The sequence below is a fragment of the Microbacterium sp. genome (assembly GCF_047971895.1).
In the GTDB taxonomy this organism is placed as follows: Bacteria; Actinomycetota; Actinomycetes; order Actinomycetales; family Microbacteriaceae; genus Microbacterium.
Genome location: NZ_JBKEAF010000075.1, coordinates 20,007 through 36,375, shown reverse-complemented (window position 1 = coordinate 36,375; position 16,369 = coordinate 20,007). Strand labels below are relative to the sequence as shown.

The window sequence follows — 16,369 nt, the reverse complement described above, 5'->3', positions numbered from 1 at the left end:
GGGACGCCGCGATGACCAACCCTGAACCGGGCCCGCACCTGGCCGTGCTCGAGCCGGGACAGTCGTGCGTCGGCGTCGAGCTGCTCCCGCCGCGCGAGGTGCCGCTGGGCGGCCCGCGGGCCATGACCGTGTATCGCACGCTGCCCTCGAAAGCACGCTCCTTCGTGGGCGCCTGGTGCTTCCTCGACCACTACGGGCCCGACGATATCGCCCGCAGCGGCGGAATGGCGGTGCCGCGGCATCCGCACACCGGTCTCGCCACCGTCTCGTGGCTGTTCCAGGGCGCCATCGACCACCTGGACTCGGACGGCCACGCCGCGCAGGTCGCGCCGGGCGAGCTGAACCTCATGATCGCGGGCCGCGGCATCACGCACTCCGAGATCAGTACGGCGCACACCTCGACCCTGCACGGCGTGCAGCTGTGGTATGCGATGCCCGCGTCGACGCGGTTCACCGGCAACGACTTCGTGCACTACGCCCCCGAGCCTGTGCGCGCGCCCGGGCTGACGGCACGCGTGTTCATCGGAGAGCTGCTGGGCTCGCACTCCCCGGTCGACACCCGCACGCCCGATTTGCTCGGCGCCGAGCTGCTTCTGCAGCCCGACGCCACCGTGACGCTCACCGTGCGGCGCGACTTCGAGCACGCGGTTCTCGCCGAGACGGGCGAAGTGGAGGTCAACGGCACCGCCGTGCCCGAGCGCACGCTGGCATACATCCCGACAGGCGCCGACACCCTTCGGCTCACCGTGGGACCTGACGGCGCCCGGGTCATCCTCCTGGGCGGGGTGCCGCTCGGCGAGAGCATCGTCATGTGGTGGAACTTCATCGGTCGCAGCCACGACGAGGTCGTGGAGTTCCGCCGCCGCTACCAGGCCGAGCTCGGCTTCGAGCCGGCCGACCCCGACGACGCCGGCAAACCTCGCCTGTTCGGCGACTTCCCGGCGGGGCAGCGGCCACCGCTGCCCGCCCCGCCACTGCCGAACGTGCGGCTGCGCCCGCGCACCTGACATGCCGGCCCGTGCGTTCACGTGCCACGTTCTGCGGTGCGCACCCGCGAATCGTGACAGGTGAACCGCGGGGCGCAGCGGCCACGTCCGCTCGCTTGCCGCGTTCTGCGGGGAGAACTCGCGAAACGGGGCAAGTGAACGCACAGGGAGCAACGCGTGCGGCGAAGAGCACGCACGATGACGGGGTGCAGGCACGATGAAGGCCCGACCCCCAGAGACACCAGGGGTCGGGCCTTCATCGGTGTGACAGCGGGTTGTGGAGCTGGGGGGAATCGAACCCCCGTCCAACGCTGAGTCTCCACGCCTTCTCCGGGCGCAGTCTGTGCGAGCGTTCTGCTCGGCCCCGACCTTTGTCACAGACACCTAAGTCGACAGGCCCAGTCTGGGAAGAGTCCCGCGTGACGTCCAGACGCCGTCACGCAGCGAGATTCCTAGATGACGCCAGGATCCGTGTCGGAATCAGCCACGGCCTGACGGACTATCGGGCTCGCTTATGCAGCGAGGGCGAAGTCGTTGCGCTTTGCATCGGCAACTATTGGTTCGCAGGGGGCGTTCACGAGATAACCCTGCATCCTCGGCCCGCTTCTCGTGGATTCACAGGCGCTGTCGAAACCGATCAGCCCCGAGTGACCTCCGTGTGGAGGGACCGCTGTCACACTGTGGAATTGCCAACACGGAGGCCTGAGCATCCGAGCATTACAGACTACAACATGCCGGGTCGGGAGCGCATTCCCGCGTAGGCTCGACGTCATGAGCGATGTCATCATCACCGTTCGCGGCGAGCACGAGACCCGTCTGCTGCCTGAGCGCGCCGTCGTGCACCTGACCATCGTGGTCGAGGGCGCCGAGCGCGGCGCCGTCGTCGAGCGGGTGGCCGCGCTGACCGAGCCGGTACGTGCCGACCTGGCCGAGCGGCAGAGCGCGGGCGATGTGGCCGAGTGGTCGAGCCAGCGTGCGGCCGTGTGGAGCGACCGCCCGTGGAGTCCAGAGGGGCAACGGCTCGCGCCCGTGCACCACGCATCCGTCGACTTCACCGTGGTCTTCGCCGACTTCGCCGCGCTGTCGTTCTGGGCCGGCGAAGTGGCCGTGCGCGAGGGTGTGCAGCTGGGGTGGATCGACTGGCGGCTGACGCCCGAGACGAGGGCGCGCGTCGAGCGCGAGGTGGCCACCCGGGCCGTGCAGGTCGCGGTGCAACGGGCCGAGGCCTACGCGCTGGCCCTGGAGCTTTCCGGCGTGACACCGCTGTCGGTGGCCGACTCCGGCCTGCTCGGCGACGGCGATCGTCCCGAGCAGCGGGCGATGTTCGCCGCGCGTGCGATGAGCGCCGACGCGGGCGGGCCGGTGCTCGACTTCCAGCCGGAAGAGATCCGGGTCGCGTCGTCGGTCGACGCGCGGTTCGCTGCACGATGATGGACTCCGCTGCCCGCCCGGGCATCGCCGATCGCCTCTCGCGCATGATCCGACTGCCGACGGTGTCGGCCGAGCTCGAGCGGCGGGGCATGCAGCCGTTCGACGACTTCGTCGCCCTGATCGCCGAGCTCTACCCGCGCACGCACGAACAGCTGACCCTCGAACGACACACCGACCTGGGGCTGCTGTTCCGCTGGAAGGGGCGGCGCGAAGCGCCCGACGGTCCGCTCGTGCTGATGGCGCACTACGACGTCGTGCCGGTCGACGAGTCCGACCCGTGGACGTACCCGCCGTTCGAGGGGCGCATCGCCGACGGCTGGGTGCATGGGCGGGGTGCGCTCGACGACAAGGGCCCTCTGATCGTGATCCTCGAAGCGGTCGAGAACCTGCTGGCCGCCGGGTTCACGCCCGCACGCGACGTGTACCTGTCGTTCGGCGGCAACGAGGAGACGTTCGGCGACGCGGCGGCCACGATCGCTGCAGCCCTGCGCGATCGCGGCATCGTGCCGTGGCTCGTGCTCGACGAGGGTGGTGCCGTCGTCGAGGCGCCGTTGCCGTTCGTGCGCGGGCAGTCGGCCATGGTGGGCGTGGCCGAGAAGGGGGTGCTCACGGTGCGGCTCGAGGCGCGCGGCGAGGGCGGCCACGCATCCGCTCCTCCGTCGTTCACCGCCGCCCGCCGCATCGGCCGCGCGCTCGACCGGCTGGCGCCGGGCACCTTCCGCGCGCGCAGCCCACGCGCGATCTCGGCGATGCTCGCGCGGTTCGCGGGCATGAGCCGGGGGCCGGCGCGCGCGCTGTATCGGATGCTGGCTGCTGCGCCGTTCCTGTCGGCCCGCGTGTTCGCCGCCCTGGGCGGCGAGACCGCCGCGTTCGTGCGCACCACCGTCGCGCCGACGATGCTCGGCGGCGGGACCGCCGCCAATGTGCTGCCGTCGCAGGCGCAGGCGACGGTGAACCTGCGCATCGCGATCGGCGAGACGGTCGAGACGACCGTGCGACGGCTGCGCCGCCGCATCGCCGACGCCCGGGTGTCGGTCATCGTCATCGAAGGCGACGACCCGTCGCCCGAGTCCGCGGTGGGCACCGATGCCTTCGCCGCGATCGAGACTGCCGTGTCGGCCGCCTACCCCGGTGCGGCCACGGTGCCGTACATCATGATGCAGGCCAGCGATTCGCGGCACTTCCACCGGTTCGCCCCGGCGGTGTACCGCTTCGCGCCGCTGGAGATGTCGGTCGCGCAGCGCGCCTCGATCCACGGTGTGGACGAGCGCGTCGAGATCACGAGTCTCGAGCGCGGCGAGCGATTCCACCGTGCGCTCATCGGGGAGCTACAGTAATCACGCTGTTTCACAGCATCGAGTGCAGAGGAGCACGAATGGCGCACCGCGTCACACTGGCGACCCTCGCCGGCGTGGTCGGCTTTCTGGCCTTCGTCGAGTTCACGAGTGGGGTCGTACAGGGCTACTACACGCCCATGATGACCGACATCGCCCGGCATCTGAACGTGCCCGATGCCGATGTGAACTGGTTCGAGGGCACGCAGCTGATGCTGTCGGCGCTGGTCGTGCCCGCCTTCGCCAAGCTCGGCGACATGGTCGGGCACCGGCGCATGCTGCTCATCTCCACCGCGCTCACCGCGGCGGCGGGGCTCGCACTGCCGTTCACCGACTCGTTCCTGCTGTTCCTCGTGTGGTGGACGCTCATGGGCTTCTACGTCGTGTGGCTGCCGCTGGAGATCGCTCTCATCTGGTCGCGGTCACGCCGCATGGAGGGCCGGGCTACCATCACTGCCCGTGCGGCGGGCTTCCTGGTCGCCGCGCTCGAGGCCGGCGCCATCGCCGGTGCGCTCGTCGGCGGTGCCCTCATCGACATCCTTCCGCTCACCATCGTCCTGCTCATCCCCGGCCTGCTGATCGTGGTGTGCTTCTTCGTGATCCTGTTCGGCGTGAAGGAGTCTCCCGACACGACCGGCGGCCGGCTCGACACCGTCGGGCTGGTGCTCATCTCGATCGCGCTCATCGCGTTCACCGGGGGGCTGAGTCTGCTGCGCATCAACGGACCGGTGGATGCCTGGGCTTGGACGGTCGTGGTGCTCGGCGTGCTGCTGGTCATCCCGTTCGTGCTGTGGGAACTGCGCCACACCGACCCCATCATCGACGTGCGCATGTTCCGCTCCCCCGCGCTCGGGCCGGTGTTCCTCACCGCGGGGCTGTTCGGGGTAAGCGTCTTGGGCGCGCAGGCGCCGCTGTCGACGTTCATGCGCACCGACCCGGAGATCTACGGGTACGGGCTCGGCACCGCCGGCTTCGCGACGTCGCTGGTGATCGGCATCTACCTGGTCGCGATGATCTTCGGCGCCCTGCTGTACAGCCCGGTCTCGCGGCGCATCTCGCCACGCGTCGCGCTGATCTGTGCGGCGCTGCTCGTCGGCATCGGGTTCCTGATGTTCCTGCCGATGCACAGCGCCTACGCGCACATGATCACGAACATGGTCGTCGTGGGCCTCGGCTCCGGCGCCCTCGTGGCCGCCCTGCCCGCGGCCGCCGCATCGGCGGCGCCGTCGACGCAGACCGGCGTCGCGACGGGGCTCACCAACTCGGTGAAGACCGTCGGCGGCGCGATCGCGTCGTGCATCTTCGGGATCGCGCTGCTGCAGGGTGCGACCGGGCACGCGGCCACCGGCGGCACCGCAGGCTCGTTCTCGGGCTACGTCACCGTATGGGTGGTCTGCGGCGTCACCGCGCTGATCGCCGCGGTGATCCTCGTGTTCGTGCCGAAGCGGGCGTTCACCGACCGGTCGTCGCACACGCTGCTCGACACCGACTCGCTCACGCGCTGAGGGTCACTCCCCCAGCCGGTTGCGGGTGCGCATGGCGCGCTCGGCCTCGCGCTTGTCCTCGCGCTCGCGGATCGTCTGGCGCTTCTCGTACTCGCGCTTGCCCTTCGCGACTGCGAGCTCGACCTTGGCGCGGCCGTCGACGAAGTAGAGGCGCAGCGGCACGAGCGTGTAGCCGCCGGCGGCGACCGCGTGCGAGAGCTTGATGATCTCGTCCTTGTGCAGCAGCAGCTTGCGCGTGCGCTTGGTTGCGTGGTTCGTCCAGTGACCCTGCGAATATTCCGGGATGTGCACGGCGTCGAGGTAGGCCTGACCTCCGTCGATGTACGCGTAGCCGTCGGAGAGGTTCGCGCGCCCCTGGCGCAGCGACTTCACCTCCGTGCCGGTGAGCACGAGCCCCGCCTCGTAGGTCTTCTCGATGGCGTAGTCGTGGCGCGCACGACGGTTGGTCGCGATGACCTTTTCCCCGCGTTCCTTCGGCATGGCGCACTCCCGGCTCTGATCGACAGCCCGCCAGTCTATCTCACGCGCGCAGCCACCGACGGATGGCGAACCCTGCCGACAGGGCGGCCAGCACGCCGCCGATGCCGAGCAGGATCGGCACGACGATGGCCGCCTCGCCGAGGCCGACCCACGTGGTCACGAACGACACCCGCGACTGCAGATAGCCTTCGACGCCGAACTTCACACCGGCGAGCACGGCGGCGCTGGCGAGCACCGCGCCGATGAGTGCGGCGAAGACGCCCTCGAGCACGAACGGCGTCTGGATGAACCTGTTCGATGCGCCCACGAGCCGCATGATGCCGATCTCACGGCGCCGCGCGTACGCCGACAGCCGGATCGTGGTGGCGATCAGCAGCACCGCGGCGATCAGCATGAGCGCCGCGATGCCCACCGCGATGTAGGTGGCGACCGTCAGTGCCGAGAACAGCGGGTTGAGCAGCTCGAGCTGGTCGCGTACCTCTTCGATGCCCTCGGTGCCCGCGAACGCTTCGACGATGGCATCGGATTCGATCGGGTCGACCAGGCGCACGAGGAAGGTCGCGCTCACCTGTTCGGGCGAGAGGAAGCTGGCCTCCTCCTCGCCGAGCAGTGCGACGAGCTCTTCGTACGCGTCGTCGGAGGTCTGGAACTGCACCTCCTTGACGAGCGGGGCCAGGGCCGGACTGTCGAGCTTGTCGTGCACGGCCTGGATCTGCTCCTCGGTGGCCATGCCCTCGGTGCACGTGGCGGCGGTCGACCCCGTCGCGCACAGGTACACCTGCACCTGCGCGCGGTCCTGCCAGAACGTGCGCATGCCGCTGATCTGCATCTGCATCAGGATCGCGGCGCCGACGAACGTCAGCGAGACAAAGGTGACCAGCACCACCGAGATGACCATCGACGCGTTGCGGCGCAGCCCTGACAGCGCCTCCGACCAGATCAGCCCGAACCTCATGCGGTCGGCCCCACTTCGTCGTCGTCCTCGGCGGCGCCGAGACCGAGGCGGTCGGCGACGCCGAGCTCGGCGATGTCGATCTCCGGCACCGGCAGGGCGACCGGGCGGGTGACCGGCGACTCCTGCTCGACGGGCTCGGCCGCGGCATCCACTTCCCGTTCTCTGCTCACCTCGAGCGCGGCCGTCAGCGCCGCCGCCGCCTCGGCCTCGCGATCGGCCTCGGGCACCAGCAGCGGGATCGCCGACGTGTCGCCGTATCCGCCGCGACGCTCGTCGCGCACGAGCTCGCCGCCCTTCAGCTCGATCACGCGTCGCTTCATCTGATTGACGAACCCGGCCTCGTGCGTGGCCGTCAGGATCGTGGTGCCCCCCGCGTTGATGCGGGCGAGCAGCTGCATGATGTCGACCGACGTGGCGGGGTCGAGGTTTCCGGTCGGCTCGTCTGCCAGCAGCACCTGCGGACGGTTGACGAGCGCGCGGGCGAGCGCGACGCGCTGCTGCTCGCCGCCGGAGAGCTCGTGTGGCAGTCGGCGCTCCTTGCCCTCCAGACCGACCAGTGCCAGCGCCTCGGGCACGGCCTGCCGTACGAAGCCGCGCGACGAGCCGATCACCTGCAGGGTAAAGGCGACGTTTTGGAACACGGTCTTGGTCGGCAGCAGCCGGAAGTCTTGGAACACCGCGCCGATGTGCCGCCGGAAATACGGCACCTTGCGGTTCGACAGGGTGCGCAGGTCACGGCCGAGCACGACGACGCGCCCGGCGGAGGGGACGTCCTCCCGCAGGATCAGGCGCAGGCACGACGACTTTCCCGAGCCGGACGCCCCGACGAGGAACACGAACTCGCCGCGCTGCACCTCGAAGTCGACATCGCTGAGCGCGGGGCTGGCGGTGCCGCGATACCGCTTGGTGACGTTCTCGAACCGGATCATGGCTGTGCCAGCCTAGGCGGCACCGTCACGGTTGCCGGTTGCGACACCCGGCCGACGACGAACCTTCAGTCGTCGTCCTTGCGCTTGCGCCAGCGGATGCCGGCGGCGATCAGCCCGTCGAGGTCGCCGTCGAACACGCTCGCCGGGTTCCCCACCTCATAGCCGGTGCGCAGGTCCTTGACGAGCTGCTGGCCGTAGAGGAAGTACGAGCGCATCTGATCGCCCCAGCTGGCCGTGATGACGCCGGCGAGCTCCTTCTTCTTGGCGGCCTCCTCCTCGCGCTTGAGCAGCAGCAGTCGCGTCTGCAGCACGCGCATGGCGGCGGCGCGGTTCTGGATCTGGCTCTTCTCGTTCTGCATCGACACGACGATGCCGGTCGGGATGTGGGTGAGGCGCACGGCCGAGTCGGTGGTGTTCACCGACTGCCCGCCGGGACCCGACGAACGGAAGACGTCCACGCGGATGTCGTTCTCGGGGATCTCGACCTCCTGCGCCTCCTCCATGACCGGGATGACCTCGACCGCGGCGAACGACGTCTGCCGCTTGTCGGCGGAGCCGAAGGGGCTGATGCGCGCCAGCCGATGGGTTCCCGCCTCGACCGACAGCGTGCCGTACGCGTACGGGGCGTCGACCTCGAACGTCGCCGATTTGATGCCGGCGCCCTCGGCGTAGGAGGTGTCCATGACCTTGACCGAGTACTTGTGCCGTTCGGCCCACCGCAGGTACATGCGCAGCAGCATCTCGGCGAAGTCGGTGGCGTCGTCGCCGCCGGCGCCGGAGCGGATCGTGATGACGGCACCGCGATCGTCGTACTCGCCGTCGAGCAGCGTCTGCACCTCGAGCTGGGCGATGACATCGGCGAGCGCCGACAGCTCGGCGCGCGCCTCGTCGGCCGACTCCTCGTCATCCATCTCGTTCGCGAGCTCGATGAGCACTTCGAGGTCGTCGAGACGGCGTTCGATGGCGGTGACGCGACCCAACTCGGCCTGCCTGTGGCTCAGCGCGCTGGTCACCTTCTGCGCCTGCTCGGGATCGTCCCACAGGTCGGGCGCACCGGCCTGCTCGCTCAGCCGCGCGATCTCCTCGGTGAGCGCGGGAACGTCGACCACCGCCTGGATCTCGGTGAAGGTGGACCTCAGGTCGGCGATTTCAGAAGACAGATCGAGCTCGAGCATGACACTCCAGACTAACGTTTCTGGGGTATGACCGATTCCGCCCGTCACCTGCTGCTGCGCTTCGCGCCCATGATCTATGGGCCCACGGTGCTGTACGGCCTCGGCCAGGGTGCCGTGATCCCGCTGATTCCCGTGATCGCCTCGGCACTGGGCGCAGACGTCGCGATGGCCGCGCTGGTGACCGCCGCGCTCGTGGTCGGGCAGCTGTGCGGCAATATCCCGGCCGGCTGGGCGGTGGCCCGCATGGGCGAGCGCCTGACCATGACGGTGGCCGCGGCGGTGTCGGTCGTCGGCGTGCTCGGCATGGTGTTCGCGCCGTCGCTGGCCGTGTTCGCGGCATCCGTCCTCGTCATCGGCTTCTGCGCCGCCGCCTTCGGCCTGGCCCGCCATGCGTTCATGACCACGCGCGTGCCGCTTGCGCTCCGCGCGCGCTCGCTGTCGCTGCTGGGCGGCGCCTACCGGCTGGGCGTGTTCGTCGGGCCCTTCGTCGCCGCCGGGCTGCTCGGCCTGTTCGGCACGGAGGCGGCCGCCCTGTGGTTCTTCGCCGGGTGCCTGGCCGGGGTGATCCTGCTCGTGCTGCTGGGGCCCGACCCCGAGCGCGAGCTCACCGTGGCGCCGGTGCCGCAGGCATCCACGTCTCTGGTCGTCCCCGAAGACACGGGCGAGGCCGTGACCGGCTCGATTCCGACGGCGGGCACGCGACCCGGCGTATTCCGCACAATGAGGCAGCACCGCGGCGTGCTCGCACGACTGGGCGGTGCGGCCGCGTGCCTGTCGGCCGTACGCTCGGCCCGTCAGCTCGTGCTGCCGCTGTGGGGCGTGTCGATCGGGCTCGACGCGACGACGATCGCACTGGTGGTCGGCATCTCGGGCGCCATCGACTTCGCGCTCTTCTATGCCAGCGGGCAGGTGATGGACCGGTTCGGGCGGCTGTGGGCGGCGCTGCCGGCGATGCTGCTGATGGGCGCGGGATTCCTCGCGCTCGCCTTCACCCACGAGCTGGATGCCGCAGCCATGTGGTTCGCGATGTTCGCCGCCGTGCTCGGGGTCGGCAACGGACTGTCGTCGGGCATCCTTCTGACCCTCGGCGCCGATCTCTCGCCGCAGGGCGACCCGGCGCCGTTCCTCGGCTCGTGGCGCACGCTCACCGACGCCGGCGGCGCGCTGGCACCGCTGCTCGTGGCCGGTATCACCGCGGTCACATCGCTGTCGGTCGCCGCCGGTGCGATCGGTGTGCTCGGGTTCGTGGGGGCGGCCGCGTTCTGGCGGTGGATCCCCCGCCTCATCCCCCGCGCCGGGCACGGCTGACCGGGCTCGTTCAGTTCAGGGCCGTGCGGCTCGTGGCCGTCGCCTGCAGTGCGAGGCCGTCGGGAACGAACAGCGACAGCAGCGGCGGATGCCAGTCGGCCCGCACCGTGACCCGAGCCGACGTGCCGTCGGCGGTGCCGGCCGTGACGACGACCGCGCCGTCGCCCACCACGGCGACCAGGGCCTCGGCCTGATCGCGCACCCCTGCATCGTCGAGGTCGGCGTGGATGCGCCCCGCCTCGACCCGCAGCGTATAGCCGTCGGCGCCCGCAAGCGCCGCCGCATCGGCGAGGCCGTCGAGGCGCTTCTGAGCGAGATACAGGCTCGTCGCGTTGACGCACACGAGGATCGCGACGATCGCAAGCGCCGCATAGCCGAGCGTGAGGAGCAGCACACTGCCGGCGTCGCCGCGGGCCGTGCGCACGATCCGGCGGTGCAGGCGGCGCATCACCCGTCCCGCCACAGCCGAGAGACCTTCTGCGCCGACGACGCCTCGACGGGAACGCTCGCGATGGCGTCGAGCCCGAGCACGGGCGGCACCAGCGGCAGCGGCACGTTCGTGCGCACGGTCACGACGAGCGTCGCCCCGGCAGCGGGACAGGTCGCCGTGGCGGGGCGGCAGCTGAGCGAGAGGGCGATCTCGTCGCGTGAGAGCCCGTACTCGTCGACGATCGCCCGCAGCACCGCGTCGGCGCGCTGGGTCGCCGTGGCGGAATCGGGCGCGGTCGACACGGCCCGGGCAACGTGCCGGGCGCCGGCCTCGGCGCCGAGCGCCTGCCCCTGGATCGCGCCCAGCGCGACCACGAGGTAGACGAGCGGCACGAGCATCAGCACTCCGACGGTGATGAACTCGAGCGCCGCCGAGCCGTGGTCGTCGCGCAGGACGCGGCGCGCGGCATCGGCCCAGCGCTTCGGCTCAGCCCAGGGACTCGAGCGGCGCATGGCCGGTCACCTCCATCGCAGCGGGCATGCCGAGCAGCCCGACGAGCGGCAGTGTCGCCGAAACGGTCACCTCGACGACCTCGTGCCCGAGTCGCAGCGTCTGGTGCGCACGGATGTCGCCGGCGTAGTCGGCACCCACCGTGCGAGTGATGAGGTCTGCTGTGCGGGCGACGCCCGCATCGAGCGTCGTGTCGGCGAGCGCGGCGTGATGCGCCCCCTCGACCGCCGCGTCATGCACGACGTTGCGCACGTAGACGGCGAAGCCGAGTTGCAGTACGCCGAGCGTCAGCAAGGTGAGCAGGGCGCCGACGAGAACGAACTCGACCGGGCTGCTGCCGCGGTCGTCCGACAGGCCGGCGCGCATCCGCTCAGAACCCTGAGACGCGCGCGATCGCCTGCTCGAACAGGCCCGCAAGGGCGGGACCGGCAAGCGCCCAGATCACGACGACGAGTCCGGCCGTCATCAATGTGACGAGCACCCAGCCGGGCACGTCGCCGCGGTCGTCGCGCAGTGTCGTGCATGCGTCGCGCAGCGGGCGCGGCAGCAGTCTCGTTCGAAGCGATGTCATCGCGCGTTTCCTTCCGATCGGTCGTGGGCTCAGCCGATGCCGAGCCGCAACATGAGGATTCCCGGGAAGATCGCAAAGATCACCGAGAGGGGCAACAAGAGGAACACCAGCGGCAGGAGCATGAGAATCTCCTTGCGTCCGGCCTGCTCGATCAGCACGCGCTTGGCGTCGTCACGCGCGTCGCCGGCCTGCGCCTGCAGCACCTGCGCGAGCGGTGCACCGCGCTCGATGGCAGCCACCAGGTGGTCGACCGAGCGCGAGAGTGCCGGAACCTGCAGCCGCTGTGCGGTGGCGGTCAGCGCCTCTGACAGCGACGAACCCGTGCCGACGGCGACGATGGCGCCGCGCAGCTCGGTGGTGAGGTCGCCCGCACCCACATCGCCGATGCGTCGCAGGCTCTCGAGCAGTCCCTCCCCCGCAGCCAGGCACAGGGCGAGGAACTCCAGCACGGTCGGCAGTTCCTCTTCGACACGACGCGCCCGCGACCGTGCGGCAGCGGTCAGCCGCGCGTCGCACAGCACGAGAGCGACGGCGCCGAGCACCGGCGGCAGGAGCGCCGCCGCGGGTGTCCAGCGACCGAGCACCGCGAGCAGCACGGCGACCAGGCCGCCGAGGATCACCGCACCGAGCGCCCAGGCGAGCTGCCGGCCGCGGAAGGCCGAGACATCCATCGTCCATCCGGCCTGTGCCAGCCGGCGCGCCACGCCGTCGGCCCCGCCGAGCAGCCGGCTCAGGCGCTGCTGCGCCGCAGCACGCACGCTGTCGAGGCCGGGCGCGTCCGGCCACCCGGTCGCGCCGCGCGGGTCGGCGACGTCGCGCACGTACAGCGCGATGCGACGCGAGAGGGATGCCGCGCCCCATCGCGGCGTGACCGCCAGCAGGCTGCACACCCCGAGGCCGAACGCGACACCCAGGATGACGGCGAGCGCGAGGTCGCTGGGCCCGGTCACGCGAACCACCGCCGCGGTTCGGGCAGACGGCCGATGCGCAACATCACCCGGAACGCGACGAACGAGACGACGGCGCCGCCGATCACGAGCACGATGCCCTCCAGGCTGGCGTACGCGCGGGCGCCCTCCGGGCGCATGGCGAGCAGCGCGACGATCACCCATGGTGCGATGACACCGAGCACTGCGGCGCCGCGGATCCACGACTGCCGGGCCTCCACCTCGGCGCGCAGCGACGCCTCGGCACGCACCGAGGTCGAAAGCGCCCGCAGCACGGGGGTCAGCTCGGTGCCGCCCACCTGCCGTGCCATGCGCAGCGTCTCGACGATGCGGTCGGCGACGGGGTCGGCCAGCACGGTCTTCAACCGCACCGCGCCGGAGTCGAAGTGCCCGGATGCCGCGAGGTCGCGGCGGAAGGCCGCGAAAGCCGGCCGCAGGGCGGGAGGCGCGGTGTCGGCGAGGCTCGCCACCGCGTCGGGGAGCGACATCCCGGCGCGCACCGACGCGATCAGCAGGTCGCACACGTCCGGCCACAGCGCGCGCCGTGAGCGACGCAGGGCGAGCCTCCGCGTACGCAGCCACACGAACGGCGCCGCCGCGCCGGCCGCCGCGGCCACGGTCGCGAAGGCAGGCACGGTCGTGAAGACGAAGGCGATGGCTGCCGCGACAGCACCGGCCACGGCGGCGGCCACCACGACGGTGCGCGGACGCACGTGTGCGCGGCCCGCGTCCTCGAGCAGGCGCATCAGCCGTCCGGACGACACGGGCACGGGCACGGCGGGGCGCACGGGCCATAACCACGGCGACAGCACGAGCAGCAGCCCCGCGGCGAGGACGGCACCCCAGACGAGCGTCACCGCCGGTCCTCGTAGACCGTGTCGGCCTCGATGGCTCCGTCGGCGATTCGGCCGGTCGGCACGGCGATCTCGGCGATGCGGCGGCGACCGGTGGCATCCAGCTCGCAGTGCGCCACCAGGTGCACCGAGGTCGCCACCGCCGGCTGCACGAAGCCCGCGTCGATGTTGCGGCCCGCCAGCAGCGGCAGCGCGCACAGCTTGCGCAGCGCGTCGCGGGCCGAGTTCGCGTGGATGGTCGCGGCGCCGGGGACGCCTGTGTTGAGTGCCAGCAGCAGGTCGAGGGCTTCGGCATCGCGCACCTCGCCCACCACGATGCGGTCGGGGCGCATACGCAGCGCCTCTTTCACGAGGCGGCGCAGGGTCACCTCACCCGTCCCCTCGAGCGACGGCTGACGGCCCTGCAGAGCGACCAGGTCAGGGGCGTCGACGGCGAGCTCGAACGTCTCCTCCACGGTGACGATGCGGTGCTGCGCGGGTGCCGCCGCGATGAGCGCACCCAGCAGCGTCGTCTTGCCCGCCTGCGTCGCCCCCGACACGAGCACGCTGCGCCCCATGCGCATCGCCGTGCGCAGCAGGTCGGCGGCCTCGGGGCGAAGCGACCCGGCGGCGATGAGCGCGCCCAGGTCACGGTACTGCGGCAGGTGCTTGCGGATGTTCACGGACCAGTGCCGGCGGGTGATGTCGGGGATGATCACGTGCAACCGCGAGCCGTCCGGGAGCGACGCATCGACAAACGGCTGGCTCAGATCGACGCGGCGGCCGCTGGCGTGCAGCATGCGCTCGACGAGATCGCGCACCGCCGAGTCGGTCAGCTGCAGCGGCGTGCGCTCGGCGACGCCACCGCGGGCCGCGAAGATCCTGTCGGGCGCGTTGATCCAGACCTCTTCGATCGACGGATCGTCGAGGTACGGCTGCAGCGGGCCGTAGCCGGTGACGGCAGCCAGCACGTCGCGCACACACGCGGCTTCGTCCTCGACGGGGACGAGCCCGCGGGCCAGCGCGAAGTCGTTGTGCCGTCGCACTTCGGCGTACGCGATGCGCGCCGCCAGGTCGGGGTGGCGGGCGGGATCGGCACGCTCGGTACGCAGCCGCTCCCGCACGCGCTCGGCCACCGCCGCGGCAGGAGTCGCGGGCGGAGCGGATGCGACGGGGACCGGGGGCACTCGTGAATGATCGCAAGAATGCCCCGGCCGCGCCGCAAGTTATCCACAGCGCGGTGGGACCCCCCGGCATCCGGGGGTTCTCCCCCAGCGTGCGCGCAGGTGCGCCGATAGACTTGACCCACGCGGGAGTGGTGAAACTGGCAGACACGCAGGATTTAGGTTCCTGTGCCTTCGGGCGTGTGGGTTCAAGTCCCACCTTCCGCACGGGCGGTGATCCATTGCGCCGCATCCGCCGAACGCACACGACCGACGGGACTCCTCGTGCTCGAGACCGCCCTGCACGCACCGACCGCACTCATCCCCTGGCTCGACCCCGAAACGATCATCTCGGCGGCCGGGCCCTGGGCGCTGCTGGTGGTCTGCTTCATCGTGTTCGCCGAGACCGGGCTGCTGGTCGGCTTCCTGCTGCCCGGCGACACGCTGCTGGTCATCTCCGGCCTGCTCACCCACACCAGCGACGTGTTCGGCGTCAACATCTGGATCGTGTGCCTGCTCATCGGACTCGCCGCGTTCGTCGGGGGCGAGGTCGGATACGTCATCGGGCACAAGGGCGGTCCGGCCGTATTCGAACGCAAGGAGTCGGGCCTGTTCAGCCGCCGCAACGTGGAGCGCACCAACGCGTTCTTCGAGCGCTTCGGCGGGCTGACGATCATCCTCGCCCGCTTCGTGCCGATCGTGCGCACCTTCGCGCCGGTGGCCGCCGGCGTCGGGCACATGCCGTGGCGCCGCTACACGCTGTACAACTTCATCGGCGCCGTCATCTGGGGCGTCGGGCTCACCATGGTCGGCTACCTCATCGCCTACATTCCGTGGATCCGCGACCTGGTGACCGAGTACATCGACATCATCCTGCTGCTGGCCGTCGGCGGCACGGCGCTGATCACCCTGTGGCACTACCTGTCGGAGCGCTACAAGGCCCGCAAGGCGGCCGCCGCGCAGGCCGGGCCGGTCAGCGACACCGAAGAGGCGGCCGACTAGGAGACGGCCCCGCGCGCCTGACGCGACCGTTCGACGCTGGCGCGCAACGCCTCCATGAGGTCGATCACCTCGCCGCCCTCGGTCGCCTCTTCGCGGTCGCCGAACGTCTCGGCCGTGCTGATCGCTTCGCCCTTCTCGAGCTTCGCCTCGATGAGCGTGCGCAGCTCGGCCTGATACTCGTCGGTGAACTGCCCCGGATCGAAGTCCTTCGCGTACGTGTCGACCAGGGCGGCCGACAGCTCCAGCTCCTTCGCCGAGACGGCCGGGGTGTCGTCGAGAGCGGGGAAGGATGCCTCGCGCACCTCGTCGGGCCACAGCAGCGTCTGCAGCACGAGCACGTCGCCGCGCACGCGCAGGGCCGCCAGCCGAGTCTTCTGCCGCAGCGAGAACCGCACGATCGCCGTACGATCGGTCTGCGCGAGCGTGCGGCACAGCAGCACGTACGCCTTGGGCGAGGCCGAGTCCGGTTCGAGGTAGTACGCCCGGTCGAGCAGCAGCAGATCGACCTGGTCGCGGGGCACGAACTCCATGACCTCGATCTCACGGCTGCGTTCGGCCGGCAGCGCCTTGAGGTCCTCCTTGGTGAGCACCACGGTGCGCTCGCCGTCGTCGTAGGCCTTGTCGATGTCCTGGAAGGGCACGACCTCGCCGTCGAGCTCGCAGATGCGCTGGTAGCGGATGCGGCCGCCGTCGGCAGCGTGCACCTGGTGCAGCGGCACGTCGTGGTCTTCGGTCGCCGAGTAGACCTTGACCGGCACGTTCACCAGCCCGAAGGTCACGGCACCCTTCCAGATGGCCCTCATCCCTCCA

General features: G+C 70.8%; 18 protein-coding genes, 1 tRNA gene and 1 other RNA gene. 7 read left to right on the top strand and 13 right to left on the bottom strand.

What is annotated here, in order from left to right; genetic code table 11:
• Positions 1 to 11: 11 nt before the first annotated feature.
• The gene (locus ACK5IN_RS06175) at positions 12 to 1,007 is read left to right on the top strand and encodes a pirin family protein (RefSeq protein WP_416895325.1); all 996 of its coding nucleotides are present in this window, start codon (positions 12 to 14) and stop codon (positions 1,005 to 1,007) included.
• A gap of 254 nt (positions 1,008 to 1,261) precedes the next feature.
• On the opposite strand, the gene ssrA is transcribed toward ACK5IN_RS06175, so the two are convergent.
• Positions 1,262 to 1,631: a transfer-messenger RNA gene (gene ssrA, locus ACK5IN_RS06170) on the bottom strand.
• A gap of 126 nt (positions 1,632 to 1,757) precedes the next feature.
• Between ssrA and ACK5IN_RS06165 the strand changes: the two genes are divergently transcribed.
• Genes ACK5IN_RS06165 through ACK5IN_RS06155 form a run of 3 tightly spaced genes read left to right on the top strand, consistent with a single transcriptional unit; the run spans position 1,758 to position 5,256 of the window.
• Positions 1,758 to 2,417, top strand: coding sequence for an SIMPL domain-containing protein (locus ACK5IN_RS06165; RefSeq protein WP_416895324.1), 660 nt, complete (start codon positions 1,758 to 1,760; stop codon positions 2,415 to 2,417).
• Between the two features lie 44 nt (positions 2,418 to 2,461).
• Positions 2,462 to 3,754, top strand: coding sequence for a M20/M25/M40 family metallo-hydrolase (locus tag ACK5IN_RS06160; protein ID WP_416895323.1), 1,293 nt, complete (start codon positions 2,462 to 2,464; stop codon positions 3,752 to 3,754).
• Between the two features lie 38 nt (positions 3,755 to 3,792).
• Positions 3,793 to 5,256, top strand: coding sequence for an MFS transporter (locus tag ACK5IN_RS06155; protein WP_416895322.1), 1,464 nt, complete (start codon positions 3,793 to 3,795; stop codon positions 5,254 to 5,256).
• Positions 5,257 to 5,259: 3 nt separating this feature from the next.
• On the opposite strand, the gene smpB is transcribed toward ACK5IN_RS06155, so the two are convergent.
• The 4 genes from smpB to prfB all read right to left on the bottom strand — a co-directional run bounded on the left by smpB (position 5,260) and on the right by prfB (position 8,795).
• Complete coding sequence (gene smpB / locus ACK5IN_RS06150) at positions 5,260 to 5,736, bottom strand: SsrA-binding protein SmpB (protein WP_416895321.1); 477 nt, start codon at positions 5,734 to 5,736, stop codon at positions 5,260 to 5,262.
• Positions 5,737 to 5,776: 40 nt separating this feature from the next.
• Positions 5,777 to 6,691, bottom strand: a complete 915-nt coding sequence (ftsX, locus tag ACK5IN_RS06145; RefSeq protein WP_416895320.1) for a permease-like cell division protein FtsX — start codon at positions 6,689 to 6,691, stop codon at positions 5,777 to 5,779.
• Positions 6,688 to 7,620 (bottom strand): cell division ATP-binding protein FtsE, encoded by a 933-nt coding sequence (gene ftsE, locus ACK5IN_RS06140; protein WP_416895319.1) that lies wholly within the window; start codon positions 7,618 to 7,620, stop codon positions 6,688 to 6,690. Before ftsE ends, ftsX begins: the two co-directional genes overlap by 4 nt.
• 65 nt (positions 7,621 to 7,685) lie before the next feature.
• Positions 7,686 to 8,795 (bottom strand): peptide chain release factor 2, encoded by a 1,110-nt coding sequence (gene prfB / locus ACK5IN_RS06135; RefSeq protein WP_416895318.1) that lies wholly within the window; start codon positions 8,793 to 8,795, stop codon positions 7,686 to 7,688.
• Positions 8,796 to 8,822: 27 nt separating this feature from the next.
• On the opposite strand from prfB, the gene ACK5IN_RS06130 reads away from it, so the two are divergent.
• Positions 8,823 to 10,103: an MFS transporter gene (locus tag ACK5IN_RS06130; RefSeq protein ID WP_416895317.1), complete on the top strand. Its 1,281-nt coding sequence runs from the start codon at positions 8,823 to 8,825 to the stop codon at positions 10,101 to 10,103.
• 10 nt (positions 10,104 to 10,113) lie between these two features.
• Here the strand turns inward: ACK5IN_RS06130 and ACK5IN_RS06125 are convergent, their stop codons facing one another.
• From ACK5IN_RS06125 to ACK5IN_RS06095, 7 genes are read right to left on the bottom strand one after another with little or no spacing between them, the layout of a single operon-like run.
• Entirely contained in the window at positions 10,114 to 10,551 is a 438-nt protein-coding gene (locus tag ACK5IN_RS06125) for a pilus assembly protein TadG-related protein (RefSeq protein WP_416895316.1), read from the bottom strand.
• Positions 10,551 to 11,045 (bottom strand): TadE/TadG family type IV pilus assembly protein, encoded by a 495-nt coding sequence (locus tag ACK5IN_RS06120; protein ID WP_416895315.1) that lies wholly within the window; start codon positions 11,043 to 11,045, stop codon positions 10,551 to 10,553. The genes ACK5IN_RS06125 and ACK5IN_RS06120 overlap by 1 nt, the downstream gene beginning before the upstream one ends.
• Entirely contained in the window at positions 11,020 to 11,409 is a 390-nt protein-coding gene (locus ACK5IN_RS06115) for a TadE/TadG family type IV pilus assembly protein (protein ID WP_416895314.1), read from the bottom strand. Before ACK5IN_RS06115 ends, ACK5IN_RS06120 begins: the two co-directional genes overlap by 26 nt.
• Positions 11,410 to 11,413: 4 nt before the next feature.
• On the bottom strand, positions 11,414 to 11,614 hold the full coding sequence (locus ACK5IN_RS06110) for a hypothetical protein (protein WP_416895313.1): 201 nt from the start codon (positions 11,612 to 11,614) through the stop codon (positions 11,414 to 11,416).
• Positions 11,615 to 11,643: 29 nt separating this feature from the next.
• Positions 11,644 to 12,564, bottom strand: coding sequence for a type II secretion system F family protein (locus ACK5IN_RS06105; RefSeq protein ID WP_416895312.1), 921 nt, complete (start codon positions 12,562 to 12,564; stop codon positions 11,644 to 11,646).
• Positions 12,561 to 13,418 (bottom strand): type II secretion system F family protein, encoded by an 858-nt coding sequence (locus tag ACK5IN_RS06100; protein WP_416895311.1) that lies wholly within the window; start codon positions 13,416 to 13,418, stop codon positions 12,561 to 12,563. Before ACK5IN_RS06100 ends, ACK5IN_RS06105 begins: the two co-directional genes overlap by 4 nt.
• Positions 13,415 to 14,581, bottom strand: coding sequence for a CpaF family protein (locus ACK5IN_RS06095; protein WP_416895310.1), 1,167 nt, complete (start codon positions 14,579 to 14,581; stop codon positions 13,415 to 13,417). The genes ACK5IN_RS06100 and ACK5IN_RS06095 overlap by 4 nt, the downstream gene beginning before the upstream one ends.
• Positions 14,582 to 14,703: 122 nt before the next feature.
• On the opposite strand from ACK5IN_RS06095, the gene ACK5IN_RS06090 reads away from it, so the two are divergent.
• Together ACK5IN_RS06090 and ACK5IN_RS06085 are read left to right on the top strand one after the other, a co-directional pair.
• Positions 14,704 to 14,785: transfer RNA gene (locus tag ACK5IN_RS06090), tRNA-Leu, on the top strand.
• 72 nt (positions 14,786 to 14,857) lie between these two features.
• Complete coding sequence (locus ACK5IN_RS06085) at positions 14,858 to 15,559, top strand: DedA family protein (RefSeq protein WP_416895346.1); 702 nt, start codon at positions 14,858 to 14,860, stop codon at positions 15,557 to 15,559.
• Here ACK5IN_RS06085 and ACK5IN_RS06080 read toward each other — a convergent pair.
• Positions 15,556 to 16,362, bottom strand: a complete 807-nt coding sequence (locus ACK5IN_RS06080) for a Ku protein (protein WP_416895309.1) — start codon at positions 16,360 to 16,362, stop codon at positions 15,556 to 15,558. The genes ACK5IN_RS06085 and ACK5IN_RS06080 overlap by 4 nt on opposite strands.
• Positions 16,363 to 16,369: the final 7 nt, after the last annotated feature.